Annotated in this window: 17 protein-coding genes; 7 read left to right on the top strand and 10 right to left on the bottom strand. The window is 37.2% G+C overall.

Annotation, left to right across the window (positions count from 1 at the left end):
- Positions 1-25: 25 nt before the first annotated feature.
- From dltB to IGK81_RS03300, 5 genes are all read right to left on the bottom strand, one after another.
- Positions 26-1,231, bottom strand: coding sequence for a D-alanyl-lipoteichoic acid biosynthesis protein DltB (dltB, locus tag IGK81_RS03320; protein WP_010738273.1), 1,206 nt, complete (start codon positions 1,229-1,231; stop codon positions 26-28).
- Positions 1,228-2,745 carry a D-alanine--poly(phosphoribitol) ligase subunit DltA gene (gene dltA / locus IGK81_RS03315; protein ID WP_034698777.1) on the bottom strand — a complete coding sequence of 506 codons (1,518 nt, stop codon included), beginning with the start codon at positions 2,743-2,745 and terminating at the stop codon, positions 1,228-1,230. The genes dltB and dltA overlap by 4 nt, the downstream gene beginning before the upstream one ends.
- 10 nt (positions 2,746-2,755) lie before the next feature.
- Positions 2,756-2,905, bottom strand: coding sequence for a teichoic acid D-Ala incorporation-associated protein DltX (locus tag IGK81_RS03310; RefSeq protein ID WP_014834217.1), 150 nt, complete (start codon positions 2,903-2,905; stop codon positions 2,756-2,758).
- Positions 2,906-3,194: 289 nt separating this feature from the next.
- Entirely contained in the window at positions 3,195-5,258 is a 2,064-nt protein-coding gene (locus tag IGK81_RS03305) for an ABC transporter permease (protein WP_034698774.1), read from the bottom strand.
- Positions 5,248-6,015, bottom strand: coding sequence for an ABC transporter ATP-binding protein (locus IGK81_RS03300; protein ID WP_034698771.1), 768 nt, complete (start codon positions 6,013-6,015; stop codon positions 5,248-5,250). The genes IGK81_RS03305 and IGK81_RS03300 overlap by 11 nt, the downstream gene beginning before the upstream one ends.
- 371 nt (positions 6,016-6,386) lie before the next feature.
- Between IGK81_RS03300 and nrdD the strand changes: the two genes are divergently transcribed.
- The gene (gene nrdD / locus IGK81_RS03295) at positions 6,387-8,576 is read left to right on the top strand and encodes an anaerobic ribonucleoside-triphosphate reductase (protein ID WP_034698768.1); all 2,190 of its coding nucleotides are present in this window, start codon (positions 6,387-6,389) and stop codon (positions 8,574-8,576) included.
- A 245-nt stretch (positions 8,577-8,821) separates the two neighbouring features.
- Complete coding sequence (gene nrdG, locus IGK81_RS03290; protein WP_438757530.1) at positions 8,822-9,424, top strand: anaerobic ribonucleoside-triphosphate reductase activating protein; 603 nt, start codon at positions 8,822-8,824, stop codon at positions 9,422-9,424.
- 73 nt (positions 9,425-9,497) lie between these two features.
- Here nrdG and dinB read toward each other — a convergent pair whose 3' ends face one another.
- Complete coding sequence (gene dinB, locus IGK81_RS03285) at positions 9,498-10,604, bottom strand: DNA polymerase IV (protein ID WP_010719827.1); 1,107 nt, start codon at positions 10,602-10,604, stop codon at positions 9,498-9,500.
- 194 nt (positions 10,605-10,798) lie between these two features.
- Positions 10,799-11,455, bottom strand: a complete 657-nt coding sequence (locus tag IGK81_RS03280; RefSeq protein ID WP_010719828.1) for a redox-sensing transcriptional repressor Rex — start codon at positions 11,453-11,455, stop codon at positions 10,799-10,801.
- A 222-nt stretch (positions 11,456-11,677) separates the two neighbouring features.
- Between IGK81_RS03280 and IGK81_RS03275 the strand changes: the two genes are divergently transcribed.
- A complete protein-coding gene (locus tag IGK81_RS03275) occupies positions 11,678-13,615 on the top strand; it encodes an ABC-F family ATP-binding cassette domain-containing protein (RefSeq protein WP_034698765.1) in 1,938 nt (645 codons plus the stop codon).
- A gap of 125 nt (positions 13,616-13,740) precedes the next feature.
- Here IGK81_RS03275 and IGK81_RS03270 read toward each other — a convergent pair whose 3' ends face one another.
- On the bottom strand, positions 13,741-14,445 hold the full coding sequence (locus IGK81_RS03270; protein ID WP_034698762.1) for a hypothetical protein: 705 nt from the start codon (positions 14,443-14,445) through the stop codon (positions 13,741-13,743).
- 188 nt (positions 14,446-14,633) lie between these two features.
- Here IGK81_RS03270 and IGK81_RS03265 point away from each other — a divergent pair, with 188 nt between their 5' ends.
- Entirely contained in the window at positions 14,634-15,317 is a 684-nt protein-coding gene (locus IGK81_RS03265; protein WP_034700759.1) for a helix-turn-helix domain-containing protein, read from the top strand.
- Positions 15,308-16,216, top strand: coding sequence for an IS3 family transposase (locus IGK81_RS03260; protein ID WP_197538272.1), 909 nt, complete (start codon positions 15,308-15,310; stop codon positions 16,214-16,216). Before IGK81_RS03265 ends, IGK81_RS03260 begins: the two co-directional genes overlap by 10 nt.
- A gap of 246 nt (positions 16,217-16,462) precedes the next feature.
- Here the strand turns inward: IGK81_RS03260 and IGK81_RS03255 are convergent, their stop codons facing one another.
- Together IGK81_RS03255 and IGK81_RS03250 are read right to left on the bottom strand one after the other, a co-directional pair.
- Complete coding sequence (locus IGK81_RS03255) at positions 16,463-17,122, bottom strand: ABC transporter ATP-binding protein (RefSeq protein ID WP_034699809.1); 660 nt, start codon at positions 17,120-17,122, stop codon at positions 16,463-16,465.
- 18 nt (positions 17,123-17,140) lie between these two features.
- Positions 17,141-18,643: an ABC transporter permease gene (locus IGK81_RS03250; protein WP_034699808.1), complete on the bottom strand. Its 1,503-nt coding sequence runs from the start codon at positions 18,641-18,643 to the stop codon at positions 17,141-17,143.
- 141 nt (positions 18,644-18,784) lie between these two features.
- Between IGK81_RS03250 and IGK81_RS03245 the strand changes: the two genes are divergently transcribed.
- Complete coding sequence (locus IGK81_RS03245; protein WP_034699806.1) at positions 18,785-19,459, top strand: response regulator transcription factor; 675 nt, start codon at positions 18,785-18,787, stop codon at positions 19,457-19,459.
- 4 nt (positions 19,460-19,463) lie between these two features.
- A complete protein-coding gene (locus tag IGK81_RS03240; protein WP_034699804.1) occupies positions 19,464-20,780 on the top strand; it encodes a sensor histidine kinase in 1,317 nt (438 codons plus the stop codon).
- Positions 20,781-21,080 lie beyond the last annotated feature (300 nt).

The following is a 21,080-nucleotide window of genomic DNA, read 5'->3' as shown; positions in this document are numbered from 1 at the left end:
TTTAAGTCTTAGATAATCATCTGCTTTACTTAAACAAAAGTTGGTCTAAAAAGCCCGAAAATATCAATAAACTAAAACAAACTGCTTGGAAAGTCATAAAGACAGCAAAAGCGTGAGTAAACCAATTGGATGGTAGTTGTTTTTTATGTTTTTTCTTGAATCGTAGCCAAACGTCGGTTAAGCAAATCAAAGTAGCATGATACAACCCATACACGATGTAATACCAAGTTAGACCATGCCAGATTCCCATCAATAGGAATAATGCATAATAACCAATATTCGAGGTTACAATTTTACTTTTGAACCATTTTTTCTTCATCAAGAAAAACATCAAGCGCATATAAACATAATCTCGAAACCAAAATGATAACGTCATGTGCCAACGATTCCAAAATTCTTTGATATTCCAAGACAAGAATGGTTTGTTAAAGTTGATTGGTGTTTGGTACCCCATCAAGTAACTCGTTCCCACCGCAAACAAACTATAGCCTGCAAAGTCAAAAAACAGATATAAACTATACACATAGGTATATCCTACTAATGACCAAGAAAAACCACCATGTTGCAAGGCAGCTTTGGAAACGATTGGTAACAACACTTGGCCCAAATAATAGCCAATAATAAATTTGTATAAAAAACCTAGAAAAATATTTTGGATACCTTTTTCTAATAATGTCAGATATTTCTCAGTTGCAGGCGGCTGACATTGATCCTTTTCAAATCTTCTATAGCGATCGATTGGTCCAGATGAAATCGTTGGAAAAAAGAGTAAAAATTGAATATAACGAAAAGGCTGATAGTTCTTGATCAATCCATCCCTAATTTCCATGATCATCTGAACAGATTTAAAGGTTAGATAGGAGATCCCTAGAAAAGCTAGAAAAGATTCTTTCCCATGGGCAAAAAACGGTGTGACTTTTGTTAAAAATAATGGGAAAATCGCTAGGATCACCGCTAAGTAAAACCAAATACCTTGATTTTCCTTTTGACGGTAAACGAAGTAAGCCCAAACTAATAATGTCTGCCAAACAACATATGCAATCAAGGCTACACCTTGTTGCCAATAGACACCACCAAAACTGATGAATAAGAAAAGCAAGGTGATGAGTGTTTGATAAATTGGCAGTCTTTTCCCTCGAATCAACAATGATAGCACGATCGGTACTAAACCGATGATTAACAGCAGAAAATAATAAGGTTCTGCGTACGGGATCATATGTGGAAAGGTCATTGAGGATTCACCTCAGCTATTAATTTTTTCCGATCGATTTTCCCGTTCACCGTTTGTGGTAAAAGATCAATGTAATTGATTTTTTGAGGGACCATGTAATCCATGACCGAATGTGCCAATTTTTCCTTAATTGATTTAGAGAGTTTAAAACTTGGTTCTGGCGAATTTTCTTCTAATACAATAAAAGCAACTAGTTGTTGAACTTTGGTTCCTTGGTATTTTGGAACAACTATCGCTTGTTTAATCCGTTCATCTAACAAAAGCCCGTGTTCGATATCTCCTAATTCGATACGATACCCATGAAGTTTTATCTGTTGATCCATTCGTCCCTCATAGAACAAAAGACCTTCCTCATTAAGAAACCCAGCATCGCCAGTATGATAACTTTGTTGATCCTGTTTCTTGAAAAAAGCAGCTTTGGTTTTTTCTGGATTATTCAGATACCCCTTGGAGACACTAGGACCCAAGATAATAATTTCGCCTGTTTGATTGACTGGTTGCACTTTTTGATCATTCACAATCTGAACCTCGGTATCTTCTTTGATATAACCAATCGGTAAACGTTCATAGCGATCTAAAATACCTTGAGTGATTTGGATACTTGAAATAGCAACCGTGGCTTCCGTTGGTCCATACGTATTATAAATACGGGCTTCAGGAAATCGTTTCAATAATTCTTGCGCTGTTTTTTTGGTTAATTCTTCCCCACAGAACAAGAAAGTGGCTAGATCTGGTACATGTTCCGCATCAAAAGTGGGTTCCATCAAACAGATATCGATAAATGAAGGAGTTGATACCCAGACATCTAATTTCAACTTTGCTAAAGTAGAAAATAATTGTCTAAAGTCTTGAATAACCGCTTTTTCTAAGGGTTTTAACATTCCTCCTGTCACAAGTGCTGGATAAATCGAAAAAACAGATAAGTCAAACGAAAATGGTGCTTGTGCTAAGAAACGTAGACCCTGTTCAAGATGAAATTCCTGGATCGTCCAACGAACAAAGCTCAATAAGTTATCATGACTGATTTGCACACCCTTGGGCTCACCTGTAGTACCAGAGGTAAAAATAATATAATAATTTTCGTCGCCTTTAACTGGATGTGTTGCTTCGTATTGACTCTCTTTTTTCGTGATCGTTGCTAATTCTTCCCGAGAAATCACTGGGATACCATCTGTTTCCATCTGCCAGTCACCGACACTAATGATCAAAGCTGGTTTTGCTACTCGAAGAATTGATTCAATTCGCTCATTCGGCGTATGTTCTTCAATCGGAAGATAGGCATGGCCAGCTTTGGTGCCACCAAGAAAAGAAACGATCATTTCAAACTCTAGATTTCCAAAAACCACGATTGGTCCCTGTTTCTGTAGATTTCTGTCTAAATAAGCTGCTAAAGCATCGGACTTTCTTTTTAGCTCCCCATAGGTATGCTCTGTGATTTCTGTCTGATAAACGACCCGATCTGGTTCCGTTTGACCAAAAAAATCAATTGATTCAACGATTGTTTGAATATCCATCGTCTTCCTCCTAAAATTCATTATAGATAAAAGATCCGCCTTGGACATTTTTATAATGGTACAAATAAATCAACATAAAAATAATTGCACTATACAATAATGTTCGTACCACAAACGTGCCCCAGTACCTAAATTGAGGATTATTCCACCAATTTTTCAATTTATATTTCCCTCCTAATCGAATCTCAAAATAATTTTACCCATTCTTTTTAAAAAACAACATTTGTTTTCCTAACAGTAATCGCTTTTCTGCTAACAATTTTGTCACAATTTAGATTAACTACAAAAAGACGGTTATTATAATATAAGCATCACCTCAAATAAATAAAGATTTTTTTTTAAAAGCTAAAAAGACTTAAACAATCTATGTAACCAATCGTTTAAGTCTTTCTTCATTCAAATTAAAAAAACAGAGTACTAACCTTTTGCTCATTTAAATATAGCTTGATTTACTCCTCAATAATCCTGCAATATAAGACACTTGTGATGTAATAAAACAAGATATAGATCAAGACAAGTGAGCCACAAATCAGATATGCTAACCCATAATTTGCTGTATCGACATATTGAGTAAATACTTCAATGGCAAAAAAGGTATGCATACTCCCCAAAATAATTGGTGGGAAAAACATGATCGCATTTTGCCCAAAGATGACTCGCTTCACTTTTTTTCGAGAAATCCCTAATTTCGTTAATAATTGATAATTCTCTCGTTCTTCTTCTGCTTCTGCTAATTGACGAACCATCAGCATGCTTCCAGTCGTGACAATAACAATTATTCCAATAAAGATCGAAACATACGCCATTAAACCAATTCCTTGTTCAACTGTCCGTTTAAATGGGAAACGTGCAGAAAAATTAAGACGTGAATCTTCATTATTGTATTCATCAGAAGATTGATCTGAAGCTGCTTTTTCTTGGTGCGATTCATTTTTATGAATCGTTCCAGTTATAGACTCTCCTTTGATCTCATAATCATAATAAATGATGTTCTCATAACTTGTAGGAATCTCTTTAGAAATACGTTCAATGATTTTTTCCTGATCTCCCCCTTGCACATTCCAATTGACCACTTGATAGTTTAGTCCAGATGCCTTAGCAAAATAATCATCACTGACAACGAGTGTCGGACCGAAATACCTCAACGAACCATCTCCTAAAAAATTAGGTAAGGTTGCTTGAATATCTAAAGTTTGATCAGGCAAGTAGAATGTTGAATCATACATTGAAAAATTTCTAAAGATGTTTTTCATACTATCTAATACCACAGTGCTGTTATCCGATGTTAAATCAATTTTAGGCATTTTAGAATTGAATTGTCGAAAGGCATGATATTCTTTTTCTGGAATCAAATTTACCAATTGAAATACTTTTTCCTCAGAAATCCCGTCTAACTTATCATTATAGTAACTTCCAATTACTTTGTAATTGATCGTCATTTCTTTTGTGATCGTTTGCCCTTCACTTGCAAGAAGCGGTCGCAGCTTGTCGGCTGTTGCCTTATCCATTTGATAAGATACCGGTGAGACCATCTCCACATTTCGAGACATGATGACAGTCGCACTCATCATTGCGCCAATCATCGTTAAAGCTAGAGCCATGATCAGTGTGATCAACGAATTGATCCGCCAGCTTTTCAGCAGATGGATCTGCGTATTGCCGATCAGCAAGAAGTTGATCCCTCGATACTTAATTCGAGAACGACTCACCAAATCAATTAACACACGTAGGGAAAAACAAAAGAACAGATATGTCCCGATCACACAAAACAGCAGGATCAGAACAAATAATAAGAAAGGAAAGCGAAGATCTTGCGTAAAAATAAAAAGTTTAGCAGCAAATTCCCGATAGTGGACCGCAAAGAAATAACCACTAGAGATCAGCAATAAACCCAATGTTCCTAAAAAACGATGGCGTGTCCGAACTCTTAACTTGCTACTTTCCAAATGATCGTATTCGCCAAAATTTCGAATCGTCGGATAGCGCCAGATTTTCCATAATGAGTACAAAGAAACAACAGATAAAATCAAAAAAAACAACAGAAATGTTTCAAAAATCGATGGCACGGAAATGAAGAAAAGACTCGTGATTTGCAAGTTCATCATGCGAATCAAGATCATAGAAAATAATTTTGAGAAAATGATTCCTAAAATAATCCCTGCTGTACAGGCGAATAATCCAATAGCCATTGTTTCCAATACATAGATCAGTGAGATTTGGGTTTTCTTCACACCAAACAACTGATAGATCCCAATCTCTCTTTGTCTGCGGTTAAAGAAAAAACGATTTGCACTAATAACAAAAAAAAGTAATACGATTAAGATAATCCAACTACCCATACCAAAAAAAACATTGAATAAAGAATCTTGCTGTGTCCTTCGGTTCAATAATTGATCATAAGAAATCGTACTAAAAGAATAGTAGATCATCGTTGATAACGTTAGACTAAAAAAGTAAACGAGATACCCTCTTGACTGTCGCAGAAAACTTTTCGCAGCCAACTTATAAAGCATTGAGTTTTCCACCTCCCCCAATGGTCGCCTGCATATCAATCACCCGTTCAAAAAATTCGTTTCTTGAACCTCTGCGAACTACTTCAGAGAAAATCACCCCATCTTTGATAAATAAAATCCGATCACAATAACTGGCTGTATACGGATCATGTGTTACTAATAAGATAGTTGATTTTTCTACTCGATTCATCGTTGTTAAATAATTTAGTAACTCGGTGGCTGATTTCGAGTCCAGAGACCCGGTTGGCTCATCAGCAAAAATGACTTGTGGTTGAATAACTAATGCTCTAGCAGCCGCAATCCGTTGTCTCTGACCAACTGATAATTCATCTGGATAACGTTTTAAGATTTCTTCGATCCCTAATAATTGAGCAACATGCAACACACTTTTTTCCATCTCTTCTTTCGAGATTCGTTCCACCGCTAATGGTAGTAAGATATTGTCCTTCGCATTCAATGTATCGATCAAATTAAATTCTTGAAAAATAAATCCTAATTTTTTGCGACGGAAGTCACTCAATTCATTATTTTTCATTTTAGTGATCTCATTTCCTTGGATCAACACACTTCCCATCGTTGGTAGATTGATCGTCGAAAGAATATTCATCAAAGTCGTCTTTCCAGCACCACTCGGACCCATGATGCCAACAAATTCTCCTTTTTCTACTGTAAAAGAGATATTATCAAGTACTTTTACCGGCGAAAGCTTATTTCCATAGCTTTTACTTACATGTTTTACCTCGATCATTTTATCCATGGCTTTCCTCCTTGGGTTTTGCTTACTCGCCACACTGACACACTTACCAGCATATTAGCATATTCTTTGGTTTTTTTCTCTGATCTTTACAGCATTTGAGCATTTCTTTTTAGATTTTTATCATTTCGCAGACATAACCTTTTTTTAAAAAAATTTTTATTCATCTATTTTATTCACGAAAGCGGTATATTCAAAATAAAAATCCTATAAACTTACGTTTTCACTTTTTTTCACAAAGAAATATATACAACATATAGTATAGTTGTCCGTTTATACACCTGTTTGCATACTATATATAGCTAGTATTTAGTTGCTCCTTTGTGGATTTTGTTTTATGATAGACAAGAAGAATTTAGCAGGAGTTGAATAAAATGAGTGTACAAATTGAAGAAAAAGTAACAGATCCCCTTCATTCAGAAGTATCAAACATAACAATCATTAAACGAGATGGTCGACGTGTCGAATTTGATGAAACAAAAATCAATGAGGCTTTAGTCAAAGCTGAAAAGAAAATTCATGGCTCATTGTCTCCACTTACTTATGAAAAAATTCAAACGATCGTGGATTTAGTCGTTCAAGAAATCAAACGACGCTTTACCGACAACGTTAAAATATATGAGATCCAAAATATCGTTGAACACATTCTTTTAGAAAAAAACGAATATGAATTAGCAGAAGAATATATCAATTACCGCACAAAACGTGATTTTGCCAGAAGCAAAGCGACAGATATCAATTTTTCGATCAAAAAATTGATCAATAAAGACCAAACAGTTGTCAATGAGAATGCAAATAAAGATAGTAATGTCTTCAATACTCAAAGAGATTTAACCGCTGGTATCGTTGGAAAATCCATCGGTTTGAAAATGTTGCCCCCACATATCGCAAATGCGCATCAAAAAGGCGACATCCATTACCATGATTTAGATTATCATCCATACACACCAATGACAAACTGTTGTTTGATCGATTTCAAAGGAATGTTGAACAACGGATTCAAAATTGGAAATGCTGAAGTGGAATCACCAAAATCAATTCAAACTGCTACTGCTCAAATTTCACAGATCATTGCAAATGTAGCTTCCAGTCAATATGGTGGTTGTTCTGCTGACCGAACAGATGAATTACTTGCTCCTTTCGCTGAACTGAATTATCAAAAACATTTAGCGGATGCAGAAGAATGGATCGAAACACCTGAACGTCGAGTAGAGTATGCGAAATCAAAAACCAAAAAAGATATTTTTGATGCGATGCAAAGTCTAGAATATGAAATCAATACTCTTTTTACTTCAAATGGTCAAACACCATTTACTTCTCTTGGCTTTGGTTTAGGAAAAAACTGGTTTGAGCGAGAAATTCAAAAAGCAATCTTACAAAATCGGATCAATGGCTTAGGTAGCGAAAAGCGGACAGCTATCTTCCCTAAATTGATTTTCACATTAAAAGATGGCATAAACTTGAACCCAACTGATCCTAATTATGACATTAAACAATTAGCTTTGGAATGTGCAACTAAGCGGATGTATCCTGATATTTTAAACTACGACAAAATCGTTGAATTAACCGGTAGTTTCAAAGTACCTATGGGTTGTCGTTCATTTTTACAAGGTTGGAAAGATGAAAATGGCCAAGAAATGAACGTTGGTCGAATGAATCTTGGTGTGGTCACACTAAACTTACCTCGTATTGCCATCGAAGCGAAAGGCGATCAGGAAAAATTCTGGCAAATCCTCTCTGAGCGCTTAGCCATCATGAAAGATGCTTTAGTTTATCGTGTCGATCGTTGTAAAGAAGCAATCCCTGCTAACGCACCAATCTTATATATGTATGGTGCATTCGGTAAACGTCTCTCAAAAACAGATGCTGTCGATGAATTATTCAAAAATCGTCGTGCAACGGTTTCTTTAGGTTATATCGGTCTTTACGAAGTGGCTTCTGCTTTTTATGGTGGGGAATGGGAAAACAATCCCGAAGCAAAAGATTTTACCCTTGATATCGTGAAGGAATTAAAAGCCAAAGCAGATGCTTGGGGTGACGAATATGGATATCATTTCAGCGTTTACTCTACACCTAGTGAGAGCTTAACTGATCGTTTCTGCCGTTTAGATACAGAAAAATTTGGCGAAGTCGAAAACATCACTGATAAAGAATATTACACGAATAGTTTCCATTATGACGTTCGTAAAAACCCAACTCCGTTTGAAAAACTAGATTTTGAAAAAGATTATCCGAAGTATTGTTCTGGTGGTTTTATCCATTACTGTGAGTACCCAATGCTTCAACAAAACCCGAAAGCATTAGAAGCCGTTTGGGATTATGCTTACGATAAAGTTGGCTATTTAGGAACGAATACACCAATTGATCATTGCTACAAATGTGGCTTTGAAGGTGACTTCAAACCAACCGAACGTGGCTTTGAATGTCCCGAATGCGGCAACCATGATCCAAAAACTTGTGACGTCGTTAAAAGAACCTGTGGCTATTTAGGTAACCCACAAGCACGTCCAATGGTTCACGGTCGTCACAAGGAGATCTCTTCACGTGTCAAACATATGAAGTAATCTTTCTCTACTATTTCGTTCTAATTCACTCTAAAAAAAAGATAGAGCGATCAGTTATTCCTTAGAAAACAATCCCCTTTCACAGCGTGACTACGATAAATCGAACGGTGTGTGAACCGTGACCGTTCGATTTATTCGCATTTTTTTGAGGCTAGTCCATTATCTTTTCTGAGACTGCTTGCTGTGAAACTGGTTTGAGTTTTAAGTAAATTTTTCATACTTTGATGTTAGAAAGAAGTTTTTTTATGCGAAATCCTAAACCTAAAGAATGGCTGGCACAAGATTACAGCCAAAATTACATTGCTGATTACAAACCATTTAACTTTGTGGATGGCGAAGGTGTAAGAAATAGTCTTTATGTGAGTGGCTGCTTATTTGCTTGTGAAGGATGTTTCAATAAAGCAGCGCAAAACTTCCGCTATGGTAAACCTTTCACACCAGAGCTGGAAGAACAAATCATTACCGATCTCCGCCATGATTACGTTCAAGGACTGACCCTTTTAGGCGGGGAACCTTTTCTAAACACGGACGTCTGTCTCCAAGTCGTTGAGCGTATCCGACAAGAATTTGGTCAGACCAAAGATATCTGGTCGTGGACCGGTTATACTTTCGACGAACTACTTCAAGACTCCGAAGACAAGTTAGCTCTTTTAGCAAAAATCGATATCTTAGTTGATGGACGTTTTGAACTAAGTAAAAAGGATTTAAAACTACAGTTTCGCGGTAGTAGTAATCAACGCATCATCGATGTCAAAAAATCGCTAGCCGAAAATAGAGTAGTGATTTGGGAAAAATACAGCGATGCTACAGAATCGTATGAACAAATCAAAAAACAGGAGTTCATTTAGGTCCTCCCACTCCTTATTGAATAAAAAACAGTAGAAACGTATGTTGATTTCCAACACGTTTTCTACTGTTTGTTCATTCCCACAAAGGTAACACAATATTCTCATAAGTCATGGGATCTAAATTCGTTAACGTGATCCCCAAGAGACGTATGCCTTGTTCAATCCCTAAAATTTCTTCCCAAATCAAACTTGCTTGATAAAAGAGCGCTTCTTTCTTATAGATATACTCAGGTAAAGTGACTCTTTTCGTGACTGTCGTATAATCCGTATATCTCACTTTTAACACTACGGTTTTTCCATGTTTTTGGACTCTTTTCAACGACTCTTCGACTTTCTCAGCTAATTGTCGTAATTGTGCTAATACCGCTTCTTCCGTTTGTAGTGGCTGACCATAAGTATGCTCTTTTCCTACAGATTTTCTTTCTCTTGTCACATTGACTGGTGCATCATGGACACCTCTTACTTTTCGATAAAGCGAATAGCCCATCTTTCCAAATTGTTGGATCAACATCATCTCTGTACAATTATAAAGATCTTCTCCAGTGAAAATACCAAGTTCATGCATCTTAGGGACGGTTTTTTTTCCTACCCCATGAAATTTATCAATAGGTAGTGCCTTTAGGAACGTCAATGCGTCTTGAGGTGCAACGATAGTAATGCCTTTAGGTTTTTGAAAATCTGAGGCTAATTTCGCTAAAAACTTATTATAGCTCACACCTGCCGAGCAGGTCAGTTTTACCTCTTCCCAAATGTCTCTTTGGATCAAACGAGCAATTTTGATTGCTGATTTACAATTGCGTTTATTGTTCGTCACATCAAGATAGGCTTCATCAATACTGACAGGCTCAACGATATCCGTATATCGGTAAAAAATCTCACGAACAATTTGTGAGATCTCACTATATTTTTGATGATCGCCTGGTTTAAAAATGGCTTGCGGACATAATTCATATGCTTTTTGCGCACTCATCGCTGAATGGATGCCATACTTTCTTGCTTCATAATTCGCTGTAGTAACCACTCCTCGACCACCAGTGTCACTCGGATGTCTGGCAATAACTAAGGGTTTCCCTCTAAATTCTGGATGATCCCGTTCTTCGACAGAGGCAAAAAAAGCATCCATATCGATATGAATGATTTTTCTAGATGTATCATTATGTAAAGGAAACTGTAATTCCATCTCACTCACCCCTATCATGATTATATAGGAACTTTTGTTCGGTGACAAGAAGATGGTTACCACCGAACGGACCACAAAAAAGAGCCGAAATTTCACAAAAACTGAGACATCAATTTCGGAAATCACGACTTCTAAAATGATCATTCATCACTTGAGACTGTTTAGTAAACCAACCAGGTCATCTGAATCATTCGTTACTCAGTTTCTTCAGTCGCTTGCAAGGATGCATCGGAATGAAGAAAATAAATCAACGTTTGTAATTCATTCGTTAAGTCAACATTTTGAATCAACACATCTGCTGGCGCATTTAATCGAGCAGAAGTAAAATTCAAGATACCTTTAATGCCCGCTTCAGTCAACCGATTAACTACTTCTTGTGCTCGCTCAGCTGGTATCGTCAATATTGCTACTTCGATTTGTTGGATCTTGATTTGTTCAAACATATCTTCCATAGGGTAAACGGGAATCCCATCCACGATCCGTCCAACGATTGCTTCGTTGACATCAAATGCACAACTTACACGGATACTGTTACTTTGATGGAATTTATATTTTAAAAGGGCACTTCCCAAATTACCGACACCGATCAACGCCACATTAGTCAATTGATCATCATTCAATGTTTTTGCGAAAAAATGCATGAGGTCTTCAACATCGTAGCCATAGCCTCGTTTTCCTAATTCTCCAAAATATGAAAAATCACGGCGAATCGTTGCACTGTCAACTTGAACAGCCTCACTTAATTCAGTTGATGATACTTTTTTCTTACCAGCATTATTTAAGATTCGTAAATAACGGTAATACAAAGGTAGCCGTTTGGCTGTTGCCTTTGGAATAACATGATCTTTCACTTAATTACCTCCACTTTTACTTTAAGTTTACTTTGATTTATCCATCATATCAGTATATATAGGAAAAAATCAATTTGATTGCTTGGATATTGTGAAATTTTATTCTTTATTCATTTTTTTATCATTTCTTTGAACCTCGCAGTATCAAGGAATTTATGGTAGACTACTAGTTGAAAAAGAGATTTATTCTTAGAGAATTCACAAAGTAGAAAAGAGGATTCCATGATATTATTACAAGCCAATCAAATTGCTCGTCACTTCGGTGCAGAGATCTTATTTGAGAATATCCATTTAGAAATCAGCACAGGGGCTCGGATCGCATTAGTCGGCCGTAACGGAGCAGGAAAATCAACACTTTTGAAGATCCTTGCTGGAATCGAACGCCCCGATGAAGGAACAATTGCTAAAAATAAAGCTGCTACTTTAGGCTATCTGGCACAAGATACTGGGTTAGATTCAGCAGAAACAGTCTGGAATGAAATGCTTAAATCATTCGAAACAATCCGTCAAATGGAAAATCGAATGCGCGAACTTGAAATCTTGATCAGTGAAGGAACACCTGATACACCTTCCTATGAGTCACTTTTGAAAGAATACGATAAATTACAACACGATTTTTCAGATAGAAACGGTTATGGCTACGAAAATGAAATACGCTCTGTTTTGCATGGCTTTAAATTTGATCCGTCTTTTTATGATCAAAAAATCAATGAATTGTCTGGCGGACAACGCACTCGCTTAGCGTTAGCAAGAATGTTGCTCCAACATCCAGATATATTGATTTTAGACGAACCAACCAACCATTTAGATATTGAGACTCTCTCTTGGTTAGAAGGCTACCTGCAAAGTTATACTGGTGCCTTACTGATCGTCTCCCATGACCGATATTTCTTAGATAAAGTCGCAACAGAAGTTTACGAATTAAGTCGAAAAAAAATGCGCCACTATAAAGGGAATTATTCGAAGTACCTTGATATGAAAGCTGAACAATTAGCAACTGAATGGAAAGCTTATGAAAAACAACAAACTGAGATCCATAAATTGGAAGATTTTGTCGCACGCAACTTGGTACGCGCTTCTACGACGAAAAGAGCCCAAAGTCGCAGAAAAGTCCTTGAGAAAATGGATCGGATTGACCGTCCTCAAGGAGACGAAAAACAAGCTCACTTTCTTTTCAATGTAGCAAAGCCATCAGGAAATGTCGTATTACAAATCGAAGATGCTGCGATTGGTTATCATAATGAAGTTTTGTCTGAACCGATCAATCTTGATATTCGGCGTCAAGAAGCCATTGCACTGGTCGGTCCCAATGGTATTGGTAAATCCACGCTTTTAAAATCGATCATCCATCAGTTGCCTTTTATCCGTGGAAAAGAACATTTAGGAACCAATGTGACGATCGGCTATTACGATCAAGGTCAAGCGGACTTACACACCAACAAAACTATTTTAGCTGAATTATGGGATGAACATCCAACGACTCCCGAAAAAGAAATTCGTAGCGTTTTGGGTGCCTTTCTATTTTCTGGTGAAGATGTAGAAAAGACCATCCCCTTGCTAAGCGGTGGTGAAAAAGCCCGAGTCGCCCTTGCAAAACTCGCAATGAATCAAGAAAACTTTTTGATTTTAGACGAACCAACCAACCACCTGGACATTGATAATAAAGAAGTATTAGAAAATGCCTTGATTGATTATGATGGTACTTTGTTGTTTGTCTCTCATGACCGTTATTTCATCAATCGGATTGCCACAAAAGTCATCGAATTATCGGAAAACGGTAGTAAAGTTTATTTAGGTGACTATGATTATTATTTGGAAAAGAAACAAGAAGAAGCGGAGATAGCAGAGCTGTTAGCTGAAAAAACACCAGAAGAAGAGCATATTTCTACGAACAAGAAAACCTATTTCCAAAGTAAAGAGCAACAAAAGCTGATACGTAGTTTACAACGTAAAATCACTCAAATTGAAGAAGAATTAGCTATTTTAGATGAACAGATCGAGTCACTAGAACAGCAAATGGTGTCCCCAGAGAATTTGGATGACCATCTCAAATTAAATGAATTGAATCAAACACTTGAAGCAACTCGCCAATCTCAAGAAACGAAACTTTCTGAATGGGAAGATTTGAGTATTGAGCTTGAAGAATATGAAAATGAATAAAAACAGATAAATAAATAAATATTCATTTCTGCACTAGAAACGCTCTCAAAACAGTACCCGCTGTTTCGAGGGCGTTTCACTTATCACAACGCACACTATCAAAGCAATCTCAAAGTACTTGTTGATTACCTGACCGGATTATCTTGAATTTTTGTCTCACTAGATTGTGCCTTTGTTTCGATTAAACCGGGGCCCTTTATTTTATCGGTTATACTTTCCATCGTTTGGCATCCATTCGTTTGAGTTTTTTGGTTTGTCTGACTTTCCATCTGATCCCTCCCCTTATTCAATGAGAAATCAGTGATCTTCTTTGTTACTTGAAAATCAATTACCACTTTGTTTCTTTGACAGCCTTTAGGATTTATTCGCCCGAACATTTCTTGATAAGCTTGTTGATTTAACCGATAATTAGTAATTTCCCCTCCCAAACACCGCGATAAAATTTCACTTTTTATTTTTATATCCTTCGCTAGTTCTTCTTTGAATTCTTTTAAATTTCCTTTCTCGAACATTGTATCCAACTTATATTCCTGTAATTTTGCTTCATTTATTTGTAGCCAGATATTTAAATAATCTGTTAGATAAATCTTTTCTTGACTATGGACTTGTATTTCTTTATGAAAGGCTTCAGTATGAGATTCATAACTGGTTTCACCACTATTTACTTCTTCTGCTTTTTTTTCTAGTGCATACAAGCGGATTAATGCTGTAGTCGCTGGACAAAAGTCTTTCGGTTCATGAATTTTTTTATTTAGCTTAAGTAGCATTTCATTGACTTCTTTATCTTGATTATTTGAAAATTTTTTTCTAAGCCATTGAGTCAATCCCATTCTAAACACTCCTATCTATCGCTCTTTTACAAGAATTATATCTGTTATTCTTTTTATTAATAGGTCACTTTATTCCTTTCAACCTAAAAAAAACGACTATTACTAAAAGAGAGACTGAGACAAGTTTTGATATGCTCCCCCTATATAGGACACTGAAATATAAAAGTCCTGTATAGGGGGGATTTTGTATGCCGAAAAGAAAGATGAAACTCACTCCAGAAAAACGAGTAGAACTAGTAGAAAGCTATTTGAATGGTGAAGACAGTATGACCAGCCTAGCTCGCACTGCAGGCATTAGTTGGGCTGCTTTAAGTAACTGGGTTATGCTTTATGAGAATGAGGGGCCTACTGGCTTATTAGCAAGACGAAAGAATACACACTATACGATTGAAACAAAGATTCAGGCTGTAAATGATTACCTAAATGGTTTAGGGAGTCTGTCGGAAATTACTAAGAAATACGGACTAAGACAGTCTAAACAACTACGAAATTGGATAAAGATATATAATACTCATGGAAACTTCAAAACAGAAAGCGGTGGAAGTCAAATGAGTCAATCAAGAAAAACAACCTTCAAAGAACGGGTGGAAATTGTCCACTATTGTATTGTGCATGATCATAACTATGGCAAAACGGCTATCAAGTATCAGGTATCGTACCAACAAGTACGTAATTGGGTACTAAAATATAAGGAAATGGGCGAAGCCGGCTTAAAAGATCGTCGAGGACATCGAGCTGGAACAGAACCCAGTCGGACACCAGAAGAAGAAATGCGTGATCGACTGGCTGAACAAGAACGCAAAATTAAACTGTTAGAAATGGAAAATGACCTCTTAAAAAAAGTCAGGGAGTTAGAAAGGAAGTGGGACTAGACCTCATCCGTCATATCTTTGAATACCAAGCAATTAAGGAACTCCATGATCTCAAAAATTATTCGATAAAATTAATGTGTGATTTTTTACACGTCTCCAGATCAGCGTATTACCGTTGGTTAAAGCAACCAAAATCAGCTCAAACTATCTTTAACGAGCACCTGGCAGACCTAATAAGATACATCTATGAAGCAGATAACGACAAGGGGTATCGGAGAATCCGTGACGATTTGGTTCAAAACTTTGGTTTGCACGTCAATGACAAAAGAGTCTTGCGGATTTGTCGTAGTCTTCAAATTAAATCTACCGTCAAACACCAGCCAAGCGGAATTACTAAAGCGTCCAATAATCCTTATCATATTGCCAAGAACTATCTAAATAGAAATTTCCATGCAGATAAACCAAATGAAAAATGGCTAACTGATATCAGTGAATTCAAGTACACTCTAGGAAACCAAGTAAAAAAAATTTATCTTAGTGCCATTCTAGACTTAGCAGATCGGCGTATTGTTTCTTTCGTCATTAGCGATAGAAATGATAATAAGTTGGTTTTTGATACCTTTGACGAAGCAATTCGACTTGAACCTGTGGCTCATCCGCTATTCCATAGCGATCGAGGGTTTCAGTACACCAGTAAAAACATGAGAAATAAAATCAAAAATCAAGGGATGAAACAAAGCATGTCTCGTGTAGCCCATTGTATTGATAATGGGCCAATGGAAGGGTTCTGGGGAACATTGAAACGTGAAAAATACTATCGTCGTAAATTTACAAGACGCGAAGATCTCGTATCGATGATCGAAGATTACATCAACTACTATAACAATGGCCGTTATCAACGATGCTTGAAATCCAAAACGCCATTACAAGTTCACCAACAGCTTTTAATGGCAGCGTAATAATCGTATCTCTTAGATGGGTGAAATGTCCTTTGTTTCGCACATCTGAGGGATACGCCAACCAAGCGCAGCCGAGGTTTAAACAATGAAAAACAAAAGAACTGTTTGCCACAAAATTAGCAAACAGCTCTCTAAAAATTTTATTATATTTCCGTGTCCACTTGACGGGGAGCCAACCAAAATTTTCTCAGTCTCCTCTATTCATTTCCTACTCATTCATACTAGTTGCACCAAAATTCTGTTTGTTTAAGATACTTGATTGAATTCTTGATTTTTCAGTTCATACACTACATCGCAGCCTTTAGCGACATCCTGTTCGTGGGTGACTAAAATAATACATTTCTTTTGCTCATGTGCAATCTCTTGGAAAAGTTTAACGATCTCGCTGGAAGTTGTTTCATCCAAGTTTCCAGTCGGTTCATCCGCAACGATTAGATCGTGTTCACAGCATAGGGCTCTAGTGATTGCTACTCGTTGCTGCTGACCACCAGATAGCATCGTAACTTTTTTATCTGCTAAATCCTTAGTGATTCCGACTTTTTTCAAGTTCGCTAAGGCGTAGGCTTTTTTATCTGTCTGTTGGCTTTGAGCAATCTCCATCGCTGTTACCACATTGTCTACTGCCGATAAATACGGCAGTAGATTATAGGCTTGGAATACAATTGATACATCTTTACGACGATATTCCCGCAATCCAATTTTTTTCAACGATTTGTCGTCATAGAGAATTTCTCCGTTTTTTGGTGTATCTAGTCCTGCGATCAGGGATAAAAAAGTCGTTTTCCCTGAACCGCTCGTACCTAAAATTGCATACATTTTGCCTTTTTCAAAAGTTAAATTAACGTTTTCGAATAATCGTCGGTTGTCTTCATACCAGTAGCCTAAATCTTTTGTTGATAGTGTCATTAAAAATTCCTCCTTTAATTAGGAAATCAATATTTTCTTCGGATTCAGTCGTAGAATTCCTGCTGATGAAAGGACAATTGAGAATAAACTAATCCCCAGCCCAATTCCTGCAAGACTTAAAATCTCGGTTGGCTGCATTGAAATATTTAGTTCTTGAATTTCTTTTGATTGTGTAAATGGATTGCTTCCCATTTGACCACCACTAGGACCACCGTTTCCGCCACCAGGTGCTTGTCCTTGGTTACCTTGATTTGGACCGCCGTTTCCTGCCGTATTCGCTTCTTGTCCATCTGCATTTTGCGAAGTTGTTTGTTGACTTAACAACTGATTGCCGACTGCATTGCCAACAATATTTCCGCTAGCTGCAGCGATCCCTAAAGCGAAGATCATGCAGACAAAAATCTCAACGAAAAATTGTGAAATAACTTTGACCCGTGATTCACCTAATGAAAGTAATACACCGATCTCATATTTACGTTCACGAATCGACAGCATAATAATCAATGTCAAAATAATGACTCCGGCTACGGCTACTAAAATCACGATATTCTTCGCAAAGCTTGATACATTATTCAACGGCTGAAGCATTTGCTGATACATTTGATCATTGGTTTCTAAGCTGAATGTATCCGTATCGATCAATTTATTCGCTGCTTCTACAAAGCTGTCCATGTCTTTGGGATCATCTAAGTTATAAACTGCCGAATCGATCGTTTTTCCTTCCGATCCAGTTAAGGTGTTAACCAGTGTATAAGAAGAAAAAATCGTGTTCGCTGGATTCATAAAGTTGAAGCGAGCACTCATACTGTTGCCAGAATCACTTGTTTTGTAAATACCTTTAATAGTAACTTCAACATCTTTATCATCGGTATCTTTAATCTTAAATTTGTCCCCGACACTTAGATCGTTTGCTTCCGCTAAACTTTGCTCGATCAGTACATTATTCGTCCCTTCATCATCCGAAGTGATTGCCTTGCCTTCAACTAGGCTAGCTGTTTCTGATGAAAAATCACTGTAAGAATTACTTTCGGAAACACCTTTAATTTGGAAATCCCCTTGACTCATCCCACCAGGTGCTTTCTGTCCACCAAATCCAACAGCTTGTTCATCCGAAGATTCCTCTTCACTGTCACTATCACTCGAGATCGGTGTAATCCCTGTGCCTTTATCCGCTGAAGTACTTGCTTCAAATGAATACGATTTAACATTCGCTAATTCTGCGATTTTTTTTGCATCACTCAAGTTGACGGGTGTCTGTTCAAAGCTACCTGGATCTGGACGACTGCTTTCATCATCTGAATCTGAATTTGATTGCTGTTTGAACATTGCCTCTCGGTTCGTTGATAAGGTGACGGTCGCCCCGACACTTTTTTTCGCATTCGTGGTCGCCAGTTCAGCGCCGCTGCGGATCGTTAACCCCGCTAATACAAAAATTAATATGGCGGAAAAGACGGTGATCATAATGATGCTGCGTCCTTTTTTGGCCCAAAGGCTTTGAATCGCCCGTTTGATATAATTCATTTTGGTTCCTCCTTCATTTGTCTGTTTATAGAATAGGCAAATTGGCTTAACCGAAGCTTAAACGAGATAAAAAAGTTTTTAAGGTTGTTTTAGGAAAGCGTGGTAAACTGAGTAAGTAATAGATGAAAAAGGAGAAAATCAATGATAAACCTTTTAATAGTAGAAGATGAAGCGACACTTTCAGATAATATAAAAGAAATCTTGTCGGATTTAGGTGAGATCACACAGATCTATGATGGGGAAGAAGGCTTATTTGAAGCAGAAACTGGTGTTTATGATCTAATATTGCTAGACCTGATGCTGCCAGGGAAAAACGGCTACGAAATCTTAGCAGAATTACGGAAAAAAAATATCCAAACCCCTGTGCTGATTCTAACTGCCAAAGATGGCCTAGAAGACAAAATCAATGGATTTCAAAAAGGTGCAGACGATTATTTGACGAAACCTTTTTATCGCGAAGAACTGATTATGCGGGTCAAAGCATTATTGAAGCGTTCGTTAGGATTGTTTTCTGAGAATCAAATCGTCTATAAAAATATTACCTGCAACCTTGCGACGAAAGAAGTAACCATCGACGATGAGATCCTATCAATTCAAGGAAAAGAATTTGATCTCTTGGTTTATTTCATCCAAAATAAGGGCGTGATTTTAACAAAGGAGCAAATCTTCGATCGGATTTGGGGATTTGATTCCGATACGACCATTACAGTTGTAGAAGTATATATGAGTCACTTAAGAAAACATTTGAAGCCGTCAGGTGCAGATCAGTTCTTTAAAACACTGAGAAATGTCGGCTACATCTTACAAAAGGATTAATGCTATGAATACCGAAATATCAAGAAAACAACGATTAAAATTTTTCTTCTTAAATGTAGCCGCTTTTGCAGGTATCTTCCTATTATTAGGATTTATAACTCTACAACTGCTGCAAAGCTCGGCCTACCGCCAAACAGACCTGTCACTAACTCAAATGGCGGAAAATGAACATCTTATTCAGATGGAAATCAACCGGTACCAACAAAGCAATCCCTTTCTGGCACAAATGCCGGGCGATCAGCTGAGAGAGAATGGACCAGAAGGCAATAATCAGTTCAATACTCAGATCATTTTATGGTCAAAAGAAGGAACGATTCTCAACAAAGACACGATTGGTGGACGGTTCACTGAACTGGAAAATTTAACCTTAGATAAGAAAAATCTCGATTCTGTTCAAGCATTAAGTTTAAAAAATGCAGGCTATTCTAGCCAAAAACTTTCCTTTCATTCGTATACAATCAAAGCAGATAAAGGAGGAGACATCGCCTATATTCAATTTTTAGCCAATACCAATCAAATCGCAGACTCCATGAAAACCTTCAAGACAACACTGATTATCTGTATGGTCGTTTTTTGGCTGATTTCGATTGGAATAAGCTTTTACATTTCAAAAATGAATATGCAACCCATCATGCTCTCATGGCGCAAACAACAGGAATTTGTTGAAAATGCCTCTCACGAATTACGCACGCCACTAGCAATCATTCAAAACAGCCTGCAGCAATTGTTCACCCGACCCAATCACACCATCTTGGAAGAGTCTGAACCAATTGCCCAAGCCCTGAATGAAACACGGCGAATGAAAAGCCTGACTGAAGACCTGCTAACTTTGGCACGCAGTGATTCCAATCAGTTGCTTCTGCAGAAAGAATCAGTTAATCCCAAAGAATTTATTCGTCAATTAGCCCAGCCCTTCCAGGAAATCGCAGAAATAAACGATCAATATTTTGTCTTGGAAAACTTTGCCGATCAACCAGTGATAGTCGACGAAAAACGTATCCACCAAGTTCTAGTTATTCTGCTGGACAATGCGCTAAAATACACAGAAGCTAAAGAAAAAATTGTCCTGCAATCTGAAATCTCCAACGATAATTGGCTGATTGAAGTCAAAAACAACGGGCCATCTATCAGCGATGAAGACAAAAGACGAATTTTTGAACGCTTCTACCGCGAAGACCGCTCTCGTTCTAAAGAAACTGGTGGCTATGGTCTTGGTCTCGCAATTGCCAAACAAATCATCACTCAGCATAAAGGCAAACTGTCCGTAAGAGACTGGGAACCTAGAGGAGTCGTTTTTCAAATCCAATTACCAATGAAATAGATGACAAAACGACTAAAATTGCGATCAGATGATAGATTTTTTTATACCTGTATATAATTCCTTCTCTTTTGTTTCTATACTTTGTGTGACTGAGCCAAAACTTGTCTCAGTCTCTCCTAGTATCTCTAAAAACGAATAAACGGTGAAAAAAAGACACCTTGAATTCCTTTAGAATTAGTTTAACGAACCAATTCATAGGAGGATTCAAGATGTCTGATACTCAGTTTATCAAACATAACCTAAACATTCTAAACCTGATTATCTATTTCGCGGAAAATTGTTTAACCAATTAAAAAGAAC

The sequence above is a fragment of the Enterococcus sp. DIV0703 genome, from assembly GCF_051711065.1.
Taxonomy (GTDB): domain Bacteria; phylum Bacillota; class Bacilli; order Lactobacillales; family Enterococcaceae; genus Enterococcus_B; species Enterococcus_B hirae.
This window is presented reverse-complemented; position numbering and strand designations above follow the sequence as displayed.

What these genes read in the sequence shown, in the direction of transcription:
- IGK81_RS03300 (WP_034698771.1), bottom strand. Translation starts at nt 6,015, where the DNA reads ATGGATAAAATGATCGAGGTAAAACATGTAAGTAAAAGCTATGGAAAT.
- IGK81_RS03245 (WP_034699806.1), top strand. Translation starts at nt 18,785, where the DNA reads ATGATAAACCTTTTAATAGTAGAAGATGAAGCGACACTTTCAGATAAT.
- nrdD (WP_034698768.1), top strand. Translation starts at nt 6,387, where the DNA reads ATGAGTGTACAAATTGAAGAAAAAGTAACAGATCCCCTTCATTCAGAA.
- IGK81_RS03275 (WP_034698765.1), top strand. Translation starts at nt 11,678, where the DNA reads ATGATATTATTACAAGCCAATCAAATTGCTCGTCACTTCGGTGCAGAG.
- dltB (WP_010738273.1), bottom strand. Translation starts at nt 1,231, where the DNA reads ATGACCTTTCCACATATGATCCCGTACGCAGAACCTTATTATTTTCTG.
- IGK81_RS03250 (WP_034699808.1), bottom strand. Translation starts at nt 18,643, where the DNA reads ATGAATTATATCAAACGGGCGATTCAAAGCCTTTGGGCCAAAAAAGGA.
- dltA (WP_034698777.1), bottom strand. Translation starts at nt 2,745, where the DNA reads ATGGATATTCAAACAATCGTTGAATCAATTGATTTTTTTGGTCAAACG.
- nrdG (WP_438757530.1), top strand. Translation starts at nt 8,822, where the DNA reads ATGCGAAATCCTAAACCTAAAGAATGGCTGGCACAAGATTACAGCCAA.
- IGK81_RS03270 (WP_034698762.1), bottom strand. Translation starts at nt 14,445, where the DNA reads ATGGGATTGACTCAATGGCTTAGAAAAAAATTTTCAAATAATCAAGAT.
- IGK81_RS03265 (WP_034700759.1), top strand. Translation starts at nt 14,634, where the DNA reads ATGCCGAAAAGAAAGATGAAACTCACTCCAGAAAAACGAGTAGAACTA.
- IGK81_RS03305 (WP_034698774.1), bottom strand. Translation starts at nt 5,258, where the DNA reads ATGCTTTATAAGTTGGCTGCGAAAAGTTTTCTGCGACAGTCAAGAGGG.
- IGK81_RS03240 (WP_034699804.1), top strand. Translation starts at nt 19,464, where the DNA reads ATGAATACCGAAATATCAAGAAAACAACGATTAAAATTTTTCTTCTTA.
- IGK81_RS03255 (WP_034699809.1), bottom strand. Translation starts at nt 17,122, where the DNA reads ATGACACTATCAACAAAAGATTTAGGCTACTGGTATGAAGACAACCGA.
- dinB (WP_010719827.1), bottom strand. Translation starts at nt 10,604, where the DNA reads ATGGAATTACAGTTTCCTTTACATAATGATACATCTAGAAAAATCATT.